The organism is Ferrovibrio sp. (assembly GCF_029255545.1).
In the GTDB taxonomy this organism is placed as follows: domain Bacteria; phylum Pseudomonadota; class Alphaproteobacteria; order Ferrovibrionales; family Ferrovibrionaceae; genus Ferrovibrio.
Window position 1 is genome coordinate 1 of record NZ_JANLJJ010000022.1, and the last position, 17,647, is coordinate 17,647.

Consider the following 17,647-nt stretch of genomic DNA (forward strand, 5'->3'; position numbering starts at 1 on the left):
GCCGCACCGTCGGTGCCGGCGTCGTCGCCAAGATCATCGCGTAAGCGACGCCGTCTAGCTGGGACATAGGACCATGGACAGTCAGAATATCCGCATCCGCCTCAAGGCGTTCGATCATCGGGTGCTCGATCAGAGCACCAGCGAGATCGTCAGCACCGCCAAGCGTACGGGTGCCCGCGTGCGGGGCCCGATCCCGCTGCCGACCCATATCGAACGGTTCACGGTGAACCGTTCGCCGCACGTTGACAAGAAGTCGCGCGAGCAGTTCGAGATCCGCACTCACAAGCGGTTGCTCGACATCGTCGACCCGACCCCGCAGACGGTGGACGCGCTGATGAAGCTCGACCTCGCCGCCGGCGTGGATGTCGAGATCAAGCTGTAAGGGAAGCGAACCCATGCGGACCGGATTGGTTGCACGCAAGCTGGGGATGACCCGGCTGTTCACGGAGGATGGCACGCATGTGCCCGTCACCGTGCTGAAGGTGGACAACTGCCAGGTGGTGGCGCAGCGCACCGAGGAGAAGGACGGCTATACCGCTCTTCAGCTCGGCGTCGAGGCGGCTAAGCCGAAGAATGTCACGAAGGCGCTGCGCGGGCATTTCGCCAAGGCCAATGTCGAGCCGAAGCGCAAGCTCGTTGAGTTTCGCGTTCCGGCTGAGGCCCTGGTCGATGTCGGTGCCGAGCTGTCGGTCGAGCATTTCGTCGTTGGCCAGTTTGTCGATGTGTCGGGTTCGACCATCGGTAAGGGTTTTGCCGGCGTCATGAAGCGCCATAACTTCCGCGGCCTGGAAGCGACGCACGGCGTTTCGATCAGCCACCGCAGCCACGGTTCGACTGGCCAGCGCCAGGATCCGGGCAAGGTGTTCAAGGGCAAGAAAATGGCCGGCCACATGGGCGACCGGAACCGTACCCAGCAGAACCTGCAGGTGGTGCGTACGGATGCCGCTCGTGGCCTGATCATGCTCAAGGGCAGCGTTCCGGGCTCCGAGGGTCAGTATGTGGTCGTTCGCGACGCGGTGAAGAAACCGCGGGCGAAGGACCTCCCGATGCCGGCCGCCCTCAAGGCAGCCGAGAAGTAAGGGTATAGGATCATGGCCGATACCATTGAAATCGCGGTGACCACGCTGGAGAACAAGGCCTCGGGCAAGCTTACGCTGTCCAAGGATGTGTTCGGCCTGCCGCCGCGCGCCGACCTGCTGCAGCGTTACGTGATCTGGCAGCTTGCCAAGCGCCAGCAGGGCACCCACAAGACCAAAACCTATGGCGAGGTTGCCGGCTCGACCCGCAAGATCGTCAACCAGAAGGGCAGCGGCGGCGCCCGCCATGGTGGCATCCGCGCTCCGCAGTTCCGCGGTGGCGGTAAAGCGTTCGGCCCGGTGCCGCACAGCCATGCCATCGATCTGCCGAAGAAGGTCCGCAAGCTCGCGCTGAAGACCGCGCTGTCGACCAAGCTGGCCGAGGGCAAGCTGAAGGTTGTCGACAATGCCGTTCTGCAGGTCGGCAAGACCAAGGAACTGGCCGGTAAGCTGAAGGGCCTGGGCCTGGAAAGCGCGCTGGTGATCGACGGCAAGACGCTGGACGAGAATTTCGCCCGCGCCGTCCGTTCGCTCCGTCATGTCGACGTGCTGCCGGAGCAGGGCGCCAACGTGTACGACATCCTGCGCCGCGACACCCTGGTTCTGACCAAAGCCGCGGTTGAGGCTCTGGAGGCTCGCCTGAAATGACCAACGTCAACCACTACGATGTGATCCTCGCGCCGGTGATCACCGAAAAGGCGACCCGTACTTCCGAGTACAACCAGGTCACCTTCAAGGTGCCGCTGACCGCCACCAAGCCGCAGATCAAGGCCGCCGTCGAGGCGCTGTTCAAGGTCAAGGTTAAGGCGGTCAATACCCTCCGCGCGAAGGGCAAGACCAAGATGTTTCGTGGCGAACCGGGCCAGCGCTCGGATTGGAAGAAGGCGATGATCACCCTCGCCGACGGCCACAAGATCGACGTGACGACGGGGATCTAAAGCCATGGCGTTGAAGACTTACAAGCCGGTTACGCCGTCGACCCGCGGCCTCGTACTGATTGACCGTTCGCAGCTCCACAAGGGCCGCCCGGTCAAGGAGCTGACCGAGGGCCTGAAAAAGACGGGCGGTCGCAACCATTTCGGTCGCATCACCACCCGCCACATCGGCGGCGGCCACAAGCGCCGCTACCGCATGGTCGACTTCAAGCGCCGCAAGTTCGATATCGGCGCCACCGTCGAGCGGATCGAGTATGACCCGAACCGCACCGCGTTCATCGCGTTGCTGAAGTATGATGACGGCGAGCTGGCCTACATCCTGGCTCCGCAGCGCCTGAAGGCTGGTGACCGCGTGGTGGCCGGCGAGAAGGCCGACATCAAGCCGGGCAATGCGATGCCGATGAAGTCGATCCCGGTCGGCACCATCATCCACAATGTCGAGCTGAAGCCCGGCAAGGGTGGCCAGATGGCCCGTTCGGCCGGCAGCTTCGTGCAACTGGTCGGCAAGGATCAGGGCATGGCCCTGGTGCGCCTGGCTTCGGGCGAGCAGCGTCTGGTGCAGGCCGAGTGCATGGCTACCATCGGCGCGGTGTCGAACCCCGACAACCAGAACACCAAGCTGGGCAAGGCCGGCCGCAAGCGTTGGCTGGGCATCCGCCCGACTGTCCGCGGTGTTGCCATGAACCCGATCGACCACCCGCATGGTGGTGGTGAAGGTCGTACCTCGGGTGGTCGCCATCCGGTGACCCCGTGGGGCAAGAACACCAAGGGCAAGCGCACCCGCAACAACAAGCGGACGCAGAAGATGATCCTGCGCCGCCGCCCGTCGGGCAAGCATAGCTGATCGGGCTAGGAGGTAGATCGTGACACGTTCTGTCTGGAAAGGCCCGTTCGTTGACGGGTATCTGCTGAAGAAGGCCGACAAGGTTGCGTCGTCGGGCCGCAAGGAGGTCATCAAGACCTGGTCGCGGCGTTCGACGATCATGCCGCAGTTCGTCGGCCAGACCTTTGGCGTTCATAACGGCAACAAGTTCATCCCGGTTCTGGTGACCGAGGAAATGGTCGGGCACAAGTTTGGCGAATTCTCGCCGACCCGTACCTTTCATGGTCACACCGCTGACAAGAAGGCGAAGAAGTAACCATGGGCAAACAGGCGCGCGAATCCCGCCTCGGCGAGAACGAGGCCATGGCCGTGGGGCGTAACATCCGTGTTAGCCCGCGTAAGCTTGGCGTGGTGGCCGGTCTGATCCGCGGCAAGCGGGTCGAGGCTGCTCTTTCCGAGCTGACCTTCTCCAAGCGTCGCATCGCGCAGGACGTCCGCAAGGTCCTGCAGTCGGCGATCGCCAATGCCGAAAACAACCACCAGCTCGATGTCGACCGTCTGGTCGTTGCCGAAGCCAGCGTGGGCAAGGGTCTCGTGATGCGGCGCTTCCACGCCCGTGCGCGCGGCCGCGGCGCCAAGATCCTGAAGCCGTTCAGCCACCTGACCATCGTGGTGCGCGAGCGCGAGGAAGAGAAGAAGGCTCCGGCCCAGCCTAAGGCGAAGGAAGCCAAATCGGCTCCGAAGTCGAAAAAGGCTGAAGTGCAGAGCGGGGAGCAGGCGTAATGGGTCAGAAAGTCAATCCGGTCGGGCTCCGTCTCGGCATCAACCGCACCTGGGATTCCCGCTGGTATGCTAGCGACAAGGAATATGCCGGCCTGCTGCATGAGGATCTTAAGATCCGCAAGTATCTGGAGCAGCGCCTGGCCCAGGCCGGCGTGGCCCGCATCGTCATCGAGCGGCCGGCCAAGAAGGCCCGCATCACCATCCACTCGGCCCGTCCGGGCGTGGTGATCGGCAAGAAGGGCGCCGACATCGAGAAGCTGCGCTCCGACCTGGCCAAGATGACCAAGTCGGAAGTGCACCTGAACATCGTCGAGATCCGCAAGCCGGAGCTGGACGCCAAGCTGGTGGCCGAGAATATCGCCCAGCAGCTGGAGCGCCGCGTGGCGTTCCGCCGCGCCATGAAGCGCGCCGTGCAGTCGGCGATGCGTCTGGGCGCCGGTGGCATCCGCATCAACTGCGGCGGCCGTCTCGGCGGCGCTGAAATCGCCCGCGTCGAGTGGTATCGCGAAGGTCGCGTGCCGTTGCACACGCTGCGCGCCGATGTCGACTTCGCCCGTGCCACGGCGAAGACCGCCTACGGCTCCTGCGGTGTGAAGGTGTGGGTATTCAAGGGCGAAATCATGGCCCACGACCCGATGGCGCAGGACAAGCGCATGGCCGAGCAGGTCCAGGGCCACCAGGGCGGCCATCAGGGCCGCCAGGGCTGAGCCGGGAGTAACGAGAGATGTTGCAACCGAAGCGTACCAAGTTCCGCAAGGCCTTTAAGGGCCGTATCAAGGGCGTCGCCAAGGGCGGTACCGATCTCAATTTCGGTGCTTTCGGCCTGAAGGCGATGGAGCCGGCGCGTGTCACCGCTCGCCAGATCGAGGCCTGCCGCCGCGCGATCACCCGCCACATCAAGCGTCAGGGCCGCATGTGGATCCGCGTGTTCCCGGATGTGCCGGTGTCGAAGAAGCCGGCCGAAGTCCGCATGGGTTCGGGCAAGGGGTCGCCTGAATTGTGGGTCTGCCGGATCAAGCCGGGCCGCGTGATGTTCGAACTCGATGGCATTCCGGCCGCTCTGGCCAAGGAGGCCTTCCAGCTCGGCGCCGCCAAGCTGCCGATCCGCACCAAAGTCATCACCCGCCTGGGTGAGGGAGCGTAAGTCATGAAGGCCAAGGACATGGTCGGCAAGACCAAGGATGAGCTGACCACCAAGCTCGTCGATCTGAAGAAGGAGCAGTTCAACCTGCGCTTCCAGAAGGCGACCGGTCAGTTGGAGAACACCGCGCGCGTCACTCAGGTGCGTCGCGACATCGCCCGTGTGCGCACCGCCCTGCACAAGCAGGTCGGCGGCAAGCAGGCGTAAGGAGAGAAAGATGCCGAAGCGCGTATTGCAGGGCGTCGTGGTGAGCAACAAGGGCAACAAGACCGTCGTCGTCAAGGTCGAGCGGCGGATCATGGATCCCGTTTACAAGAAGTTCATCCGTCGTTCGAAGAATTACCACGCCCACGACGAGAACAATTCCCGTAAGGAGGGTGAGGTTGTGTGGATTCAGGAGTCGAAACCCATCTCCAAGCTGAAGCGGTGGGTTGTCGTCGAGAACGCCTCCTGAAGCCGCACCAAGATAGTTAGCGAGGTACAGGTCCAATGATCCAGGTGGAAACCAATCTCGACGTCGCCGATAATTCAGGCGCGCGCCGAGTCCAGTGCATCAAGGTGCTGGGCGGTTCGAAGCGCAAGACCGCACAGGTCGGCGACATCATCGTCGTGTCCGTCAAGGACGCCATTCCGCGCGGTCGCGTGAAGAAGGGTGACGTGCATCGCGCCGTCATCGTTCGCACCGCCAAGGAGATCCGTCGCCCCGATGGCAGCGCGATCCGTTTCGACCGCAATGCCGCGGTCCTCATCAACAAGCAGCAGGAACCGATCGGCACCCGCATTTTCGGCCCGGTGACCCGTGAGCTGCGTGGCAAAGGCCACATGAAGATCATTTCGCTGGCGCCGGAGGTGCTCTGAGCCATGGCCGAGAAGCTGAAAATCAAGAAGGGCGACAAGGTCGTTGTCGTCACCGGCCGCTCCAAGGGCGTGACCGGTGAGGTGATGAGCGTCAATCGCGTCACTGACCGTGTCGTCGTCGCCGGCGCCAACAAGGTGACCAAGCATGTCAAGCCGAGCCGCACCGCGGCTGGTGGCATCGAGGAACGCGAAGCCGGCCTGCATATTTCCAACGTGATGCATGCCGACCCGAAGGATGGCAAGCCGACCCGCGTTGGCGTGAAAACCCTCGATGACGGCCGCCGCGTGCGCTTTGCCAAGCGCTCTGGCGAAGTCATCGATCGCTGATGGAGGCTGAGATGGCCAATCCGCGCATGAAAGACATGTACGAGAACCAGGTTCGCAAGCAGCTGATCGAGAAGTTCGGCTACAAGAACCCGATGGAAGTGCCGAAGATCGACAAGATCGTCGTCAACATGGGCGTCGGCGAAGCCGCCCAGGACTCCAAGAAGGTGCAGGCCGCCGCCACCGAGCTGGCCGCCATCACCGGCCAGAAGCCGGTGCTGACCAAGGCCCGCAAGGCGATCGCCAACTTCAAGCTGCGCGAAGGCCAGGCGGTTGGCTGCAAGGTCACCCTGCGCCGCGAGCACATGTACGAGTTCCTGGATCGCCTGATCAACATCGCGCTGCCACGCGTCCGCGACTTCCGCGGCGTGAACGGCAAGAGCTTTGACGGTCGCGGCAACTACGCGCTCGGCCTGAAAGAACAGCTGATCTTCCCGGAGATCAATTACGACAAGGTCGATGCCACGCGCGGCATGGACATCATCATCTGCACCACGGCGAAGACGGACGAGGAAGCCAAGGCCCTGCTGGCCGGTTTCCGCATGCCGTTCACGAACTGAGCCGAGAAGGGACTGCTGATATGGCAAAGACGAGTTCCGTCGAGAAAAACGAGCGCCGCCGCAGGATGTCGGCGCAGTACGCGGCCAAGCGCGCCAAGCTCAAGGCCACGATCAAAAACAAGAACGTCACCCCGGAAGAGCGTTTCGAGGCGGCCCTCAAGCTGGCCGAACTGCCGCGCAACTCCGCGAAGATCCGCGTGCGTAACCGCTGCGAACTGACCGGCCGCCCGCGCGGCACCTATCGCAAGCTGAAACTGTCGCGCAACATGCTGCGTGAACTGGCCTCGAGCGGCCAGATCCCCGGCATGGTCAAGTCGAGCTGGTAAGGAGAGCAGACACATGGCTCTGACCGATCCCCTGGGCGATCTGCTGGCCCGTATCCGTAACGGCCAGCAGGCGGGCAAGGCGTCCATCGCTTCCCCGGCCTCGAAGCTGCGTATGAACGTGCTCGAGGTGCTGAAGAAAGAAGGCTATATCCGCGGCTACGAGCTGCAGGAGGATGGCAACAAGCGCAACCTGCGCATCGAACTGAAGTATTACGAGGGCGAGCCGGTGATCAAGGCGATCGACCGCGTCTCGAAGCCTGGCCGCCGTGTCTATTCGGCGATCAAGGACCTCGGCAAGGTTCGTGGCGGTCTCGGGATCTCGATCCTGTCGACCCCGCGCGGTGTGATGTCCGATGTCGAGGCCCGCGCTGCCAATGTTGGCGGCGAAGTCCTCTGCCGCGTGTTCTAAGGAGTCTGACCATGTCGCGTATCGGCAAGCATCCGGTTCCGGTGCCGCAGGGCGTGCAGGTCCAGTTGGCCGGCCAGACCCTGACCGCCAAGGGCCCGAAGGGCGAGCTCAAGCTCACCGTCGTCGAAGACCTCGATGTCACGCTGGCGGACGGCAAGATCACCGTCAAGCCGCGTCAGCCCACTCGTCGCGCCCGCTCCATGTGGGGCATGCAGCGCACGCTGGTGAGCAACCTGGTGAAGGGCGTCAAGGACGGCTACACCCGTGAGCTCGACATCAATGGCGTCGGCCTTCGTGCGGCGATGCAGGGCAAGAACCTGCAGCTGAACATGGGCTTCAGCCATGAAGTGATCTACCCGATCCCTGCGGGCATCGAGATCAAGGTGGAAAAGCCCACCTCGATCAAGATCTCGGGCGCGGATAAGCATCTCGTCGGCCAGGTCGCAGCGGAAATCCGCGCGGTCAAGCCGCCTGAGCCTTACAAGGGCAAGGGCATCAAGTATTCAGACGAGACCATCCTGCGCAAGGAAGGCAAGAAGAAGTAAGGAATGCCGCTATGAGCATGAAGACTCGCCTGAACGCTCTCAACGAGCGCCGCAAGCAGCGGAACCGCACCAAGATCGTCGCCGCGGCCCATGGCCGCCCGCGTCTGAGCGTGCATCGTTCCTCGCGCTACATCTACGCGCAGGTCATCGACGATCTGAAGGGCGTGACGGTTGTTGCGGCCTCGTCGCTGGAACCTGGCCTGCGCGGCTCGCTGAAGACCGGTGCCGACAGCAAGGCGGCCTCGGAGGTTGGCAAGCTGATCGCCGAACGCGCCAAGGCGGCCGGCATCACTGATGTCACTTTCGACCGCGGTGCCTATCTCTATCACGGGCGCGTCAAGGCGCTCGCCGAGGCGGCTCGCGAAGCTGGCCTGAATTTCTAAGAAAGGTTTGGGTACTATGGCTGTTACTCAACGGGGTGAACGGAGCGAGCGGGACCGCGGCGAGCGTGGCGGTGATCGTGAGCGCGGCGACAACGAACTCGTCGACAAGCTGGTCAGCATCAATCGCGTTGCCAAGGTGGTGAAGGGCGGTCGTCGCTTCGGTTTTGCCGCCCTGGTCGTGATTGGCGATCAGAAGGGCCGCGTCGGCTACGGTTCGGGCAAGGCGCGTGAAGTGCCGGAAGCGATCCGCAAGGCGACCGAGCATGCCAAGCGCAACATGATCCGCGTCAACCTGCGAGAAGGCCGCACGCTACATCACGACATCGAGGGCCGTCATGGCGCCGGCAAGGTCGTGCTGCGCGCGGCACCTCCGGGCACCGGCATCATCGCCGGCGGTCCGATGCGCGCGGTATTCGAGACGCTTGGCGTCGCCGACGTGGTGACCAAGTCGCTTGGCACCTCGAATCCGCATAACATGGTGAAGGCGACCTTCGAGGCGCTGAAGCAGCTCAACGCGCCCCGCCATATCGCGGCGAAGCGCGGCAAGAAGGTGGCCGATATTCTCGGTCGCCGCCCCGAGACTGAGGAGTAAGGCTTATGGCGAAGGCGAAAGCTGCGGCTGCCGGCAAGACCGTGAAGGTCACCTGGATCCGGTCGGCCAACAAGCGTACTGCCGATCAGCAGGGCACGCTGGTCGGTCTGGGCCTGCGCAAGCTGCATCAGACCCGCGAACTGGAGGATACCCCCTCGGTTCGTGGCATGATTGCCAAAGTGCAGCACCTGGTGCAGGTCGAAGGCTAAGGATTAAGCGGCCGGCATTTTTTTACCGGCCCGAGCGGAAGGGTTAGCAACATGCGTCTCAATCAGATCGCCGACAATCCGGGCGCCCGCAAGGATCGTATGCGCGTCGGCCGTGGCATCGGCTCCGGCAAGGGCAAGACCTCGGGCCGTGGCGTCAAGGGCCAGAAGGCGCGCACCGGCGTCAGCATCAACGGTTTCGAAGGCGGCCAGACCCCGATTTACCGCCGGTTGCCGAAGCGTGGGTTCAATCCGCTGAACCCGGTCTCCTACGAGACCGTCAACATCGGCCGCCTGCAGGCAGCGATCGAGAAGAAGAAGATCGATGCCGCTCAGCCGATCGACGAGGCGATGCTGAAGGCTGCGGGCCTGTGCTCGCGCAAGGCTGGCGGCGTTCGCCTGCTTGGTACCGGTGAGCTGAAGGCCAAGGTGACCATCACGGTCAGCGGCGCCTCGGCCACGGCGAAGGCGGCGGTCGAGAAGGCCGGCGGCAGCATCACCGTGCTGGTCGCGCCGAAGGCCGAAGCTGAGCCGAAGGCCGAAAAGAAGGCCAAGGGCAAGAAGAAGTAAGACCCACGGGTCGATTGCGACGGGGCGCAAGGCCCCGTCGTTCTTATTGTAAGTTCACGCGGTCGGATTTTTAGGGCTCGGATATGGCATCGGCAGCGGAACGCATGGCGGGCAGCCTCAATCTCGGGGCGTTTGCCAAAGCGACCGAATTGAAGAAGCGCATCTGGTTCACGATTGGCGCGCTGATCGTGTACCGTCTTGGCACCTATATTCCGTTGCCTGGCATCGATCCGATGATCATGGCGGATATCTTCCGCCAGCAGGCCGGCGGCATCCTTGGTATGTTCAACGTGTTTGCCGGTGGTGCGCTTGAGCGCATGACCATCTTTGCGCTGAACATTATGCCATATATCTCGGCCTCCATCATCGTACAGCTGCTGACGGCGGTTTCGCCGCAGCTCGAAGCGATGAAGAAGGAAGGCGAGGCGGGCCGCAAGAAGCTGAACCAGTATACCCGCTACGGCACGGTATTCCTGGCGATTATCCAGGCCTATGGCATTTCGGTTGGTCTGGAAGGCATGAGCGGCAGCCGCGGCGGCGCCGTGATCGATCCCGGCATGTTTTTCCGCCTGACCACCGTGGTCACACTGACCGGCGGTACGCTGTTCCTGATGTGGCTGGGCGAGCAGATCACCCAGCGCGGCATCGGCCAGGGCACCTCGCTAATTATTTTTGCCGGTATCATTGCCGAGCTGCCGCGGGCGATGGCAGCGACCCTGGAACTGGGCCGGACCGGTGCACTGAGCACCTTCTTCATCCTGTTCCTGTTGGTGCTGATCGTTGCGGTCATCACCTTTATCGTCTTCATGGAGCGCGCCCAGCGCCGCATTCTGGTGCAGTACCCCAAGCGCCAGCAGGGCGCCCGCATGTTTGGCGGCGAAAGCTCGCATCTGCCGCTCAAGCTCAATACTTCGGGCGTGATTCCGCCGATCTTTGCGTCGTCGCTGCTGCTCATGCCGGCTACCGTCGCTCAATTCTCCGCCAGCTCGGGCGCCCCCAGCTGGGTCACCACGATCACTACGTTGCTTGGTCATGGTCAGCCGCTCTACATGGCGACCTACGTGGGGCTGATTGTATTTTTCTGCTTCTTCTATACCTCGGTCGTGTTCAATCCGAACGAAACGGCGGACAATCTGAAGAAATACGGTGGCTTCGTGCCGGGCATCCGCCCTGGCCAGCGTACGGCCGAGTATTTCGACTATGTCCTGACACGTCTGACGGTGGTTGGTGCGATCTATATCTCGGCAGTTTGCCTGCTGCCTGAATTCCTGATCTCACAGTATTCGGTGCCATTCTATTTCGGCGGCACCTCATTGCTGATCGTGGTCAGCGTCACCATGGATACCGTGGCGCAGATCCAGTCGCATCTGCTGGCGCATCAATATGAGGGCCTCATCAAGAAGGCCAAGCTGAGGGGAGCGCGGAAATGAGGCTTATCCTGCTCGGACCGCCGGGAGCCGGTAAAGGCACCCAGGCCCAGCGTCTGACCGCCAAGCATGGCCTTGTCCAGCTTTCGACCGGTGACATGCTGCGTGCCGCCGTGAAGGCCGGCACCGCGATCGGCCTGAAGGCCAAGGCGGTCATGGATAGCGGCGCCCTGGTTTCCGATGAGATCGTGGTTGGCATCATCGCCGAGCGCATCGACCAGCCGGATTGCCGCAAGGGCTTCATCCTGGACGGCTTCCCGCGCACCACCAAGCAGGCCGAGGCTCTCGACAAGATGCTGGCCGAGCGCAAGCTCAGGCTGGACGCCGTGATCGAGATGAAGGTCAACGATAGCGTTCTGGTTGAAAGAATCACAGGTCGATTCACCTGCGCCAAGTGCGGTGCGGGCTATCACGACAAATTCCAGCCGACCAGGCAGCCCGGCGTCTGCGATCGCTGCGGGTCGAACGAATTCACCCGCCGTGCCGACGACAAGGCAGAGACCGTGGTTCCCCGGCTCAAGGCCTATCACGAGCAGACGGCGCCGCTTCTCCCGTATTACGAGGGGCGGGGCATCCTGCGTCAGGTCGACGGGATGGCTGATATCGACGACGTTACGGGTCAGATCGAGGCCGTGCTGGCCTCGCTCTGATGGCACTTAAGTAGTTGACTGAGTAGAGAGAGTTTCTATAATCGCGCCCCTTGGGCTAAGGGCGCGAGCAGGAAAAGAGACAAGGGACCCTGACGTAAGTCGTTGACTTCGTTGGGTTTGTCCCATGTCTTTAAGTTGCCCAAGGTGAACGTTCCGGCCGCCCGGGACGTGTGATTCGAGGAGAAAAACGTGGCGCGTATCGCTGGCGTGAACATTCCGACCAATAAGCGGGTCGTGATCGCACTGACCTACATCTATGGCATCGGCCGGGTGAAGGCGAAAGAAATCTGCGAGAAGGTGGGTCTGCCGCCGGAACGTCGGGTCAATGAACTGACCGACGCCGAGGTTCTGCAGATCCGCGAGACCATCGATCGCGACTACAAGGTCGAAGGTGACCTGCGTCGCGAGATCGCCATGGACATCAAGCGCCTGATGGATCTGGGCTGCTATCGCGGCCTGCGCCATCGCAAGGGCCTGCCGGTCCGCGGCCAGCGCACCCACACCAATGCCCGTACCCGCAAGGGTAAGGCGGTCGCCATCGCCGGCAAGAAAAAGGCGACGCGCTAAACCGTTAGACCCCGTTTTCGAAGGACTGCAGGATCCCCATGGTCAAGGACAAGGCCGCGCGCCCCCGGCGCAAGGAAAAGAAGAACATCACCTCTGCCGTCGCGCATGTGAATGCATCGTTCAACAATACGATGATCACCATCACCGATGCGCAGGGCAATACCATCGCCTGGTCGTCGGCTGGCAGCCAGGGCTTCAAGGGCTCGCGCAAATCGACCCCGTATGCCGCCCAGGTCGCGGCCGACGTGGCCGGTCGCCGCGCCGCCGAGCATGGCGTGCGCACCCTGGAAGTCGAGGTGAAGGGTCCGGGTTCGGGCCGCGAGTCGGCCCTGCGCGCGTTGCAGGCTGTCGGCTTCGTCATCACCAGCATCCGCGACGTGACGCCAATCCCGCATAACGGTTGCCGCCCGCCGAAACGCCGACGCATCTGATTGATCGCGCCGGCTTTCCGGCGCGCAACGAGAACAACGTGGCCGGCCGCCGCAAGGCGGCCGTTGCCGCAACCGAGGTGGTCTAGGCGGAGTGCCCGCACCCGCCGCAACCGAACGAGGTTACAGGTGATCCAGAAGAATTGGACCGATCTGATTAAGCCGAACAAGCTGGTGATCGAGCCGGGCGCCGTGCCGGGCCGTACCGCTACCATCGTTGCCGAGCCGCTGGAGCGCGGGTTCGGCCTTACCCTGGGCAATGCGCTGCGTCGCGTGCTGTTGTCATCGCTGCAGGGTGCCGCTGTCACATCGATCAAGATCGATGGCGTGCTGCATGAATTCTCGTCGATTCCCGGCGTACGTGAAGACGTCACCGACATCGTGTTGAACATCAAGTCGATGGCGCTGAAGATGCACGGCGAAGGCCCGAAGCGCATGCATCTGAATGCCCAGGGTCCGTGCGAAGTCACTGCCAAGATGATCGAGACTGGCCATGACATCGAGGTGATGGATCCCAGCCACGTGCTGTGCACGCTGGATGCCGGCGCCACCATCCGCATGGAACTCACGGTCGAGACCGGCAAGGGTTATGTCCCGGCTTCAGCCAACCGTCCGGAAGATGCGCCGATTGGCCTGATCCCGGTCGATGCGCTCTACAGCCCGGTCCGCAAGGTTTCCTATAAGGTCGAGAATACCCGCGAGGGCCAGATTCTCGACTACGACAAGCTGACCATGCAGATCGAGACCAACGGCGCGATCAAGCCGGAAGATGCCGTGGCTTATGCCGCTCGCATTCTGCAGGACCAGCTGCAGCTCTTCATCAACTTCGAAGAGCCGAAGGCCGAGACTCGCGAGAAGACTTCGGCCGAGCCGGAATTCAATCCGAACCTGCTGCGTCGTGTCGACGAGCTGGAGTTGTCGGTGCGTTCGGCCAACTGCCTCAAGAACGACAACATCGTCTATATCGGTGATCTGATCCAGAAGACCGAAGCCGAGATGCTGCGCACGCCGAATTTCGGCCGCAAGTCGCTGAACGAAATCAAGGAAGTTCTGGCTCAGATGGGTCTGCATCTTGGCATGCATGTTCCCAACTGGCCGCCGGAGAATATCGAGGAACTGGCGAAGAAGCTGCAGGATCAATACTGATCCTGTCCGCCTAAAGAAGATCGAGGAGAGTAGTCATGCGTCACCGCAATGCCGGCCGCAAACTCAATAAGACCAGTGCCCATCGCCGCGCCATGTTTGGCAACATGGCAGCGTCGCTGATCAAGCATGAGCAGATCACCACCACGCTGCCCAAGGCCAAGGAGCTGAAGCCGCTGATCGACAAGCTGATCACGCTCGGCAAGCGCGGCGATCTGCATGCCCGTCGCCAGGCGCTGTCTTTCCTGCCGGAGAAGGCCGCGGTGGACAAGCTGTTCTCGACCCTGAACCAGCGCTATGCCAGCCGCAACGGCGGTTACAGCCGCGTGCTGAAGGCCGGTTTCCGTTATGGCGACGCCGCCCCGATGGCCGTGGTCGAGCTGGTTGATCGTGATCCGGCTGCCAAGGGCCTGGATTCAGGTCCGGTCCAGACGGCCGCTGAGGAAGCGGCGGCCTGATCGGCTGACGCATAGCAGTTTAAAGCGGCGGTCCGGGTTTCCGGGCCGCCGTTTTCGTTTCGGGATGGCCGCCTGATCTTCTGGTCAGACGGGGTCTTCGGTCAGGTCAGCTTTGTCGGCAGGCGAGAAGATCACTCCGACCAGGATCATCTCCACCATGTCGCGGCCCAGGGGCAGGATCAGAGATTGATGGTCCATCGGCTGGTCGCCGATCAGGCCGCGCCTGCGGATCAGGGCTGGCTCGCTGTTCTCCATCACGCCCTTGTAGACGCCGCGTACTCGGGCGGCGAATTCCGGCCAGGGATGCTGGTCGTTGTATTTGCCCGTCATGTCAAAGCCCTGCCGGCGGGCGATCTCGCTGCCGAACAGGCGATACCGGAAGCGTAGCGGGGTGGTTTCGATGTCGATCAGGATCAGGCTGCCAAGGATGAATTTCAGGTCGAGCGGGTCGATATCGTCGCGGGTCGGAAAGCGCCTTTGGCCCCGCCTGTCATCCCAGTAGGCGTATAGCTGCAGCAGCAGCGGCTGGTTAAGCTCCATAAGCCCGACAGATCTCCCTTGTTCTGTAACAATTAATCCAGCCGGAAGATGAATGGGGTCTTAAAGCCGCCTTGCCCATTGAAAACCTTTCGGAAACATCCTTATTAAAAAGCATGCTTCGACAGCCGTTTCCCCGTCGTATCTTCCTTGTCCTGGCTGGCCTGCTGGCTGCGCTGCTGCCCGCCATTGCCCCGGCACAGCCGCGCCTGCCGGCCAGCCGCAGCGAGATCCAACTCAGTTTCGCACCGCTGGTGCAGCGCGCGGCGCCGGCCGTGGTCAATGTCTATACCCGCCGGGTCGAAAAGGTGCAGCGCCCGCCGTTGTTCGACGACCCGTTCTTCCGCCATTTCTTCGGCAACCAGATGCCCTTCGGCGAACCACGCGAACGCATTGCCCAGTCGCTTGGTTCCGGTGTGATCGTCGAGGCGGATGGGGTGATCGTCACCAATAACCACGTGGTAGAGGGCGCTACGGAGATCGTGGTCGCGCTGGCCGATCGCCGCGAATTCGAAGCCCGCGTCATAGCGGCTGATCCGCGCGTTGATCTTGCCGTGTTGCGTATCGATACGCGCGGCGAAAACCTGCCTTTTCTGGAGTTCCGTGATTCCGACGAACTGCAGGTCGGCGACCTGGTCGTGGCCATCGGCAATCCGTTTGGTGTCGGTCAGACCGTCACGCAAGGCATCGTATCAGCCTTGGGCCGCACCGGCATCGGCGACGCCGATGCCCAGTCCTTCATCCAGACCGACGCGGCGATCAACCCCGGCAATTCCGGTGGCGCCCTGGTGACGATGGATGGCAAGCTGGCCGGCGTGAATACCGCGATCTATTCGCGCTCGGGGGGATCAATCGGCATTGGATTTGCCATTCCGGCGAATCTGGTTGCTTCCACCGTGTCCAGTGCGCTGGCGGGCAAGGGGATCAAGCGACCGTGGCTTGGCGCCAATGGCGAACCGGTGACATCAGATATCGCGGCGGGCCTGGGACTGGCGCGTCCTAACGGCGTTCTGATCGGCGAGATCTATCGTGGTGGTCCGGCCGACCATGCCGGGCTGCGCACCGGGGATGTGGTGCTGGCCGTCGAAGGGCGTGAGGTGAACGATCCGCAGGGGCTGAAATTCCGCATTTCCACCCGCAAGCTCGGCGAGACGGCGGCGCTTGATGTGCTGCGTCGTGGCCAGCGCGTGACCCTGCGCATGAACATGGTCGAGGCGCCAGAAGCGCCGCCGCGCGAGATTACCCAGCTTGCCGGAAATCAACCGCTGGCCGGTGCGACGGTGGCCAATCTGTCGCCGGCGCTGGCGATTGAACTGGCTATCGATACGCTGGAGCAGGGCGTCATCGTCATGAATGTCGCCCAGGGTTCGCCGGCTTATCGGCTGCGGGTGCGGCCCGGCGATCTGATCGTCAAGATCAACAACCGCGATGTCGGGGATGTGCGTGGCCTGCAGGGATTGGTGCGGGGTACCGATCAGTGGACCGTGGTGCTGAAACGCGGCAAGCAGTTGCTGTCCTTCAGTGTGCGCGCATGAGCGGCGGCAGCGATAACCTGTTTGTCGCGGCTGGGATTGAAGCCGTTCCGGCCGGACCGCTGGCCGACCGGCTGCGCCCGAAAACCCTGGACGAGATCATCGGGCAGGACCATCTGCTGAAAGACGGGGGGCCGCTGGCCCGCATGGTGCAGGCGAAGAAACTGGCCAGCCTGATTCTGTGGGGACCACCCGGCACGGGAAAGACGTCGATCGCCCGCCTGCTGGCCGATGCCACGGGGCTGGTTTTCGCGCCGCTATCGGCGGTGTTCTCCGGTGTAGCGGATCTGCGCAAGGTGTTTGACGAGGCACGCAAACGTCGCGCCATGGGGCAGACGACGCTGCTGTTCGTCGACGAGATCCATCGCTTCAATCGCGCCCAGCAGGATGGCTTTCTGCCTTATGTCGAGGATGGCACGGTGGTTCTGGTTGGCGCCACCACCGAGAATCCAAGCTTTGCGCTGAACTCGGCTCTGCTTTCGCGCGCCGCCGTGGTGGTTCTGCATCGGCTGGATGATGCCGCGCTGGAGGCGTTGCTGCAGCGCGCGGAAGCCATCGAGGATCGGGACCTGCCGCTGACCGAGGAAGCACGTGCCGCCCTGCGTGCCATGGCGGATGGCGATGGGCGTTATCTGCTTAACATGGCCGAGCAGATTTACACCCTGCCGGCTGGTACGGCGCGGTTGGATTCCGAGCGGTTGGCCGAAACGCTGCAGAAGCGCGCGCCGCTCTACGACAAGACCCAGGACGAACACTATAATCTGATCTCGGCCCTGCATAAATCCATGCGCGGCTCCGATGTCGATGCGGCTTTGTACTGGATGGCGCGCATGCTGGTCGGTGGCGAAGACCCGTTGTACATCTGCCGGCGTCTTGTGCGTTTCGCCGCCGAGGATATCGGCATGGCCGATCCGAATGCTCTGCTGCAGGCGCTGGCGGCCAAGGAGATGTATGATTTCCTCGGTTCGCCGGAAGGTGAACTCGGCCTGGTGCAGGCTGTGATCTATCTGGCCACGGCGCCGAAATCGAATGCCGCCTACAAGGCTGAGAGCCGCGCCAAGAGGGCTGCTCGAGAACATGGCTCGCTGATGCCGCCGATGCATATCCTCAATGCGCCGACCAAGATGATGAAGGAGCTCGGTTACAGCAGCGGCTATGCCTATGATCACGATGCCGACGACGGTTTCTCGGGACAGAATTATTTCCCCGATGAAATGGCGCGGCAGGCCTTCTACCGCCCGGTCGAGCGCGGCTTCGAGCGCGAGATTCTCAAGCGGCTGGATTACTGGCAGAAGCTGCGGGCGAAGCGGCAAGTTGAGGGAAAATAGGCGGAAATCCGCGGTTGCGACTCGTTAACCAACTCGCAACCGCTGA

Annotated in this window: 30 protein-coding genes; 29 read left to right on the plus strand and 1 reads right to left on the minus strand. The window is 62.6% G+C overall.

The annotated features are described in order from the left end of the window. Nucleotides 1-73: 73 nt before the first annotated feature. The 27 genes from rpsJ (at nucleotide 74) to rplQ (ending at nucleotide 14,204) form a co-directional block, all read left to right on the plus strand. Nucleotides 74-382, plus strand: a complete 309-nt coding sequence (gene rpsJ / locus Q1J79_RS03455; RefSeq protein ID WP_144257943.1) for a 30S ribosomal protein S10 — start codon at nucleotides 74-76, stop codon at nucleotides 380-382. Between the two features lie 13 nt (nucleotides 383-395). After that, nucleotides 396-1,079, plus strand: a complete 684-nt coding sequence (gene rplC, locus Q1J79_RS03460; protein ID WP_300296540.1) for a 50S ribosomal protein L3 — start codon at nucleotides 396-398, stop codon at nucleotides 1,077-1,079. Nucleotides 1,080-1,091: 12 nt separating this feature from the next. Continuing rightward, nucleotides 1,092-1,724, plus strand: a complete 633-nt coding sequence (gene rplD / locus Q1J79_RS03465; RefSeq protein ID WP_300296543.1) for a 50S ribosomal protein L4 — start codon at nucleotides 1,092-1,094, stop codon at nucleotides 1,722-1,724. Next, nucleotides 1,721-2,014, plus strand: coding sequence for a 50S ribosomal protein L23 (locus Q1J79_RS03470; protein WP_300296545.1), 294 nt, complete (start codon nucleotides 1,721-1,723; stop codon nucleotides 2,012-2,014). The genes rplD and Q1J79_RS03470 overlap by 4 nt, the downstream gene beginning before the upstream one ends. A 4-nt stretch (nucleotides 2,015-2,018) precedes the next feature. Then, a complete protein-coding gene (gene rplB / locus Q1J79_RS03475) occupies nucleotides 2,019-2,855 on the plus strand; it encodes a 50S ribosomal protein L2 (protein ID WP_300296548.1) in 837 nt (278 codons plus the stop codon). A 19-nt stretch (nucleotides 2,856-2,874) separates the two neighbouring features. Beyond that, the gene (gene rpsS / locus Q1J79_RS03480) at nucleotides 2,875-3,150 is read left to right on the plus strand and encodes a 30S ribosomal protein S19 (protein ID WP_300296551.1); all 276 of its coding nucleotides are present in this window, start codon (nucleotides 2,875-2,877) and stop codon (nucleotides 3,148-3,150) included. Between the two features lie 2 nt (nucleotides 3,151-3,152). Further along, nucleotides 3,153-3,617 carry a 50S ribosomal protein L22 gene (rplV, locus tag Q1J79_RS03485; protein ID WP_300296554.1) on the plus strand — a complete coding sequence of 155 codons (465 nt, stop codon included), beginning with the start codon at nucleotides 3,153-3,155 and terminating at the stop codon, nucleotides 3,615-3,617. Then, the gene (rpsC, locus tag Q1J79_RS03490) at nucleotides 3,617-4,324 is read left to right on the plus strand and encodes a 30S ribosomal protein S3 (protein WP_300296557.1); all 708 of its coding nucleotides are present in this window, start codon (nucleotides 3,617-3,619) and stop codon (nucleotides 4,322-4,324) included. The genes rplV and rpsC overlap by 1 nt, the downstream gene beginning before the upstream one ends. A 17-nt stretch (nucleotides 4,325-4,341) precedes the next feature. Then, the gene (gene rplP, locus Q1J79_RS03495) at nucleotides 4,342-4,761 is read left to right on the plus strand and encodes a 50S ribosomal protein L16 (RefSeq protein WP_300296559.1); all 420 of its coding nucleotides are present in this window, start codon (nucleotides 4,342-4,344) and stop codon (nucleotides 4,759-4,761) included. A 3-nt stretch (nucleotides 4,762-4,764) separates the two neighbouring features. Continuing rightward, nucleotides 4,765-4,965, plus strand: coding sequence for a 50S ribosomal protein L29 (gene rpmC / locus Q1J79_RS03500; RefSeq protein ID WP_300296561.1), 201 nt, complete (start codon nucleotides 4,765-4,767; stop codon nucleotides 4,963-4,965). Nucleotides 4,966-4,975: 10 nt separating this feature from the next. Then, entirely contained in the window at nucleotides 4,976-5,212 is a 237-nt protein-coding gene (gene rpsQ, locus Q1J79_RS03505; protein WP_300296564.1) for a 30S ribosomal protein S17, read from the plus strand. Nucleotides 5,213-5,247: 35 nt separating this feature from the next. Further along, nucleotides 5,248-5,616 (plus strand): 50S ribosomal protein L14, encoded by a 369-nt coding sequence (rplN, locus tag Q1J79_RS03510; protein WP_298727759.1) that lies wholly within the window; start codon nucleotides 5,248-5,250, stop codon nucleotides 5,614-5,616. Between the two features lie 3 nt (nucleotides 5,617-5,619). Continuing rightward, nucleotides 5,620-5,943: a 50S ribosomal protein L24 gene (rplX, locus tag Q1J79_RS03515; RefSeq protein ID WP_300296567.1), complete on the plus strand. Its 324-nt coding sequence runs from the start codon at nucleotides 5,620-5,622 to the stop codon at nucleotides 5,941-5,943. A gap of 11 nt (nucleotides 5,944-5,954) precedes the next feature. Continuing rightward, the gene (gene rplE / locus Q1J79_RS03520; RefSeq protein WP_300296570.1) at nucleotides 5,955-6,500 is read left to right on the plus strand and encodes a 50S ribosomal protein L5; all 546 of its coding nucleotides are present in this window, start codon (nucleotides 5,955-5,957) and stop codon (nucleotides 6,498-6,500) included. A gap of 20 nt (nucleotides 6,501-6,520) precedes the next feature. Then, complete coding sequence (rpsN, locus tag Q1J79_RS03525) at nucleotides 6,521-6,826, plus strand: 30S ribosomal protein S14 (protein ID WP_300296572.1); 306 nt, start codon at nucleotides 6,521-6,523, stop codon at nucleotides 6,824-6,826. A 13-nt stretch (nucleotides 6,827-6,839) separates the two neighbouring features. Continuing rightward, nucleotides 6,840-7,235, plus strand: coding sequence for a 30S ribosomal protein S8 (gene rpsH / locus Q1J79_RS03530; RefSeq protein ID WP_300296574.1), 396 nt, complete (start codon nucleotides 6,840-6,842; stop codon nucleotides 7,233-7,235). Nucleotides 7,236-7,246: 11 nt separating this feature from the next. Then, complete coding sequence (gene rplF / locus Q1J79_RS03535) at nucleotides 7,247-7,780, plus strand: 50S ribosomal protein L6 (protein WP_300296577.1); 534 nt, start codon at nucleotides 7,247-7,249, stop codon at nucleotides 7,778-7,780. A gap of 29 nt (nucleotides 7,781-7,809) precedes the next feature. Continuing rightward, nucleotides 7,810-8,163 (plus strand): 50S ribosomal protein L18, encoded by a 354-nt coding sequence (gene rplR, locus Q1J79_RS03540; RefSeq protein ID WP_300296753.1) that lies wholly within the window; start codon nucleotides 7,810-7,812, stop codon nucleotides 8,161-8,163. Nucleotides 8,164-8,179: 16 nt separating this feature from the next. Continuing rightward, nucleotides 8,180-8,755, plus strand: coding sequence for a 30S ribosomal protein S5 (rpsE, locus tag Q1J79_RS03545; protein ID WP_300296579.1), 576 nt, complete (start codon nucleotides 8,180-8,182; stop codon nucleotides 8,753-8,755). Nucleotides 8,756-8,760: 5 nt separating this feature from the next. Beyond that, a complete protein-coding gene (gene rpmD / locus Q1J79_RS03550) occupies nucleotides 8,761-8,964 on the plus strand; it encodes a 50S ribosomal protein L30 (protein WP_300296582.1) in 204 nt (67 codons plus the stop codon). Nucleotides 8,965-9,015: 51 nt separating this feature from the next. Continuing rightward, nucleotides 9,016-9,531 (plus strand): 50S ribosomal protein L15, encoded by a 516-nt coding sequence (rplO, locus tag Q1J79_RS03555; RefSeq protein ID WP_300296584.1) that lies wholly within the window; start codon nucleotides 9,016-9,018, stop codon nucleotides 9,529-9,531. 83 nt (nucleotides 9,532-9,614) lie between these two features. Next, entirely contained in the window at nucleotides 9,615-10,961 is a 1,347-nt protein-coding gene (gene secY, locus Q1J79_RS03560; protein WP_300296587.1) for a preprotein translocase subunit SecY, read from the plus strand. Further along, nucleotides 10,958-11,608 carry an adenylate kinase gene (locus Q1J79_RS03565; protein ID WP_300296590.1) on the plus strand — a complete coding sequence of 217 codons (651 nt, stop codon included), beginning with the start codon at nucleotides 10,958-10,960 and terminating at the stop codon, nucleotides 11,606-11,608. Before secY ends, Q1J79_RS03565 begins: the two co-directional genes overlap by 4 nt. 189 nt (nucleotides 11,609-11,797) lie before the next feature. Next, on the plus strand, nucleotides 11,798-12,175 hold the full coding sequence (gene rpsM, locus Q1J79_RS03570; protein WP_300296592.1) for a 30S ribosomal protein S13: 378 nt from the start codon (nucleotides 11,798-11,800) through the stop codon (nucleotides 12,173-12,175). 38 nt (nucleotides 12,176-12,213) lie between these two features. Then, nucleotides 12,214-12,606, plus strand: coding sequence for a 30S ribosomal protein S11 (gene rpsK / locus Q1J79_RS03575; RefSeq protein ID WP_298727782.1), 393 nt, complete (start codon nucleotides 12,214-12,216; stop codon nucleotides 12,604-12,606). A gap of 126 nt (nucleotides 12,607-12,732) precedes the next feature. Further along, nucleotides 12,733-13,749, plus strand: coding sequence for a DNA-directed RNA polymerase subunit alpha (locus Q1J79_RS03580; RefSeq protein WP_300296595.1), 1,017 nt, complete (start codon nucleotides 12,733-12,735; stop codon nucleotides 13,747-13,749). 35 nt (nucleotides 13,750-13,784) lie between these two features. Further along, nucleotides 13,785-14,204, plus strand: coding sequence for a 50S ribosomal protein L17 (gene rplQ, locus Q1J79_RS03585; RefSeq protein WP_300296597.1), 420 nt, complete (start codon nucleotides 13,785-13,787; stop codon nucleotides 14,202-14,204). Nucleotides 14,205-14,288: 84 nt separating this feature from the next. Here rplQ and Q1J79_RS03590 read toward each other — a convergent pair whose 3' ends face one another. Beyond that, a complete protein-coding gene (locus Q1J79_RS03590; protein WP_300296599.1) occupies nucleotides 14,289-14,744 on the minus strand; it encodes a PAS domain-containing protein in 456 nt (151 codons plus the stop codon). Between the two features lie 113 nt (nucleotides 14,745-14,857). On the opposite strand from Q1J79_RS03590, the gene Q1J79_RS03595 reads away from it, so the two are divergent. Then, nucleotides 14,858-16,276, plus strand: a complete 1,419-nt coding sequence (locus tag Q1J79_RS03595; RefSeq protein ID WP_300296602.1) for a DegQ family serine endoprotease — start codon at nucleotides 14,858-14,860, stop codon at nucleotides 16,274-16,276. Then, complete coding sequence (locus Q1J79_RS03600) at nucleotides 16,273-17,601, plus strand: replication-associated recombination protein A (protein ID WP_300296605.1); 1,329 nt, start codon at nucleotides 16,273-16,275, stop codon at nucleotides 17,599-17,601. The genes Q1J79_RS03595 and Q1J79_RS03600 overlap by 4 nt, the downstream gene beginning before the upstream one ends. Nucleotides 17,602-17,647: the final 46 nt, after the last annotated feature.

Bases quoted from the DNA above. Each gene is read 5' to 3' on its own strand.
- rpmD (WP_300296582.1), top strand. From the start codon at position 8,761: ATGGCGAAGGCGAAAGCTGCGGCTGCCGGCAAGACCGTGAAGGTCACC.
- Q1J79_RS03595 (WP_300296602.1), top strand. From the start codon at position 14,858: ATGCTTCGACAGCCGTTTCCCCGTCGTATCTTCCTTGTCCTGGCTGGC.
- rplC (WP_300296540.1), top strand. From the start codon at position 396: ATGCGGACCGGATTGGTTGCACGCAAGCTGGGGATGACCCGGCTGTTC.
- Q1J79_RS03470 (WP_300296545.1), top strand. From the start codon at position 1,721: ATGACCAACGTCAACCACTACGATGTGATCCTCGCGCCGGTGATCACC.
- rpmC (WP_300296561.1), top strand. From the start codon at position 4,765: ATGAAGGCCAAGGACATGGTCGGCAAGACCAAGGATGAGCTGACCACC.
- rplN (WP_298727759.1), top strand. From the start codon at position 5,248: ATGATCCAGGTGGAAACCAATCTCGACGTCGCCGATAATTCAGGCGCG.
- rpsJ (WP_144257943.1), top strand. From the start codon at position 74: ATGGACAGTCAGAATATCCGCATCCGCCTCAAGGCGTTCGATCATCGG.
- rpsN (WP_300296572.1), top strand. From the start codon at position 6,521: ATGGCAAAGACGAGTTCCGTCGAGAAAAACGAGCGCCGCCGCAGGATG.
- rplX (WP_300296567.1), top strand. From the start codon at position 5,620: ATGGCCGAGAAGCTGAAAATCAAGAAGGGCGACAAGGTCGTTGTCGTC.
- rplO (WP_300296584.1), top strand. From the start codon at position 9,016: ATGCGTCTCAATCAGATCGCCGACAATCCGGGCGCCCGCAAGGATCGT.
- Q1J79_RS03590 (WP_300296599.1), bottom strand. From the start codon at position 14,744: ATGGAGCTTAACCAGCCGCTGCTGCTGCAGCTATACGCCTACTGGGAT.
- rplV (WP_300296554.1), top strand. From the start codon at position 3,153: ATGGGCAAACAGGCGCGCGAATCCCGCCTCGGCGAGAACGAGGCCATG.
- rpsC (WP_300296557.1), top strand. From the start codon at position 3,617: ATGGGTCAGAAAGTCAATCCGGTCGGGCTCCGTCTCGGCATCAACCGC.
- secY (WP_300296587.1), top strand. From the start codon at position 9,615: ATGGCATCGGCAGCGGAACGCATGGCGGGCAGCCTCAATCTCGGGGCG.
- rplQ (WP_300296597.1), top strand. From the start codon at position 13,785: ATGCGTCACCGCAATGCCGGCCGCAAACTCAATAAGACCAGTGCCCAT.
- rplB (WP_300296548.1), top strand. From the start codon at position 2,019: ATGGCGTTGAAGACTTACAAGCCGGTTACGCCGTCGACCCGCGGCCTC.
- rplP (WP_300296559.1), top strand. From the start codon at position 4,342: ATGTTGCAACCGAAGCGTACCAAGTTCCGCAAGGCCTTTAAGGGCCGT.
- rplF (WP_300296577.1), top strand. From the start codon at position 7,247: ATGTCGCGTATCGGCAAGCATCCGGTTCCGGTGCCGCAGGGCGTGCAG.
- Q1J79_RS03600 (WP_300296605.1), top strand. From the start codon at position 16,273: ATGAGCGGCGGCAGCGATAACCTGTTTGTCGCGGCTGGGATTGAAGCC.
- Q1J79_RS03565 (WP_300296590.1), top strand. From the start codon at position 10,958: ATGAGGCTTATCCTGCTCGGACCGCCGGGAGCCGGTAAAGGCACCCAG.
- rpsH (WP_300296574.1), top strand. From the start codon at position 6,840: ATGGCTCTGACCGATCCCCTGGGCGATCTGCTGGCCCGTATCCGTAAC.
- rplE (WP_300296570.1), top strand. From the start codon at position 5,955: ATGGCCAATCCGCGCATGAAAGACATGTACGAGAACCAGGTTCGCAAG.
- rpsQ (WP_300296564.1), top strand. From the start codon at position 4,976: ATGCCGAAGCGCGTATTGCAGGGCGTCGTGGTGAGCAACAAGGGCAAC.
- rpsE (WP_300296579.1), top strand. From the start codon at position 8,180: ATGGCTGTTACTCAACGGGGTGAACGGAGCGAGCGGGACCGCGGCGAG.
- rplD (WP_300296543.1), top strand. From the start codon at position 1,092: ATGGCCGATACCATTGAAATCGCGGTGACCACGCTGGAGAACAAGGCC.
- rpsK (WP_298727782.1), top strand. From the start codon at position 12,214: ATGGTCAAGGACAAGGCCGCGCGCCCCCGGCGCAAGGAAAAGAAGAAC.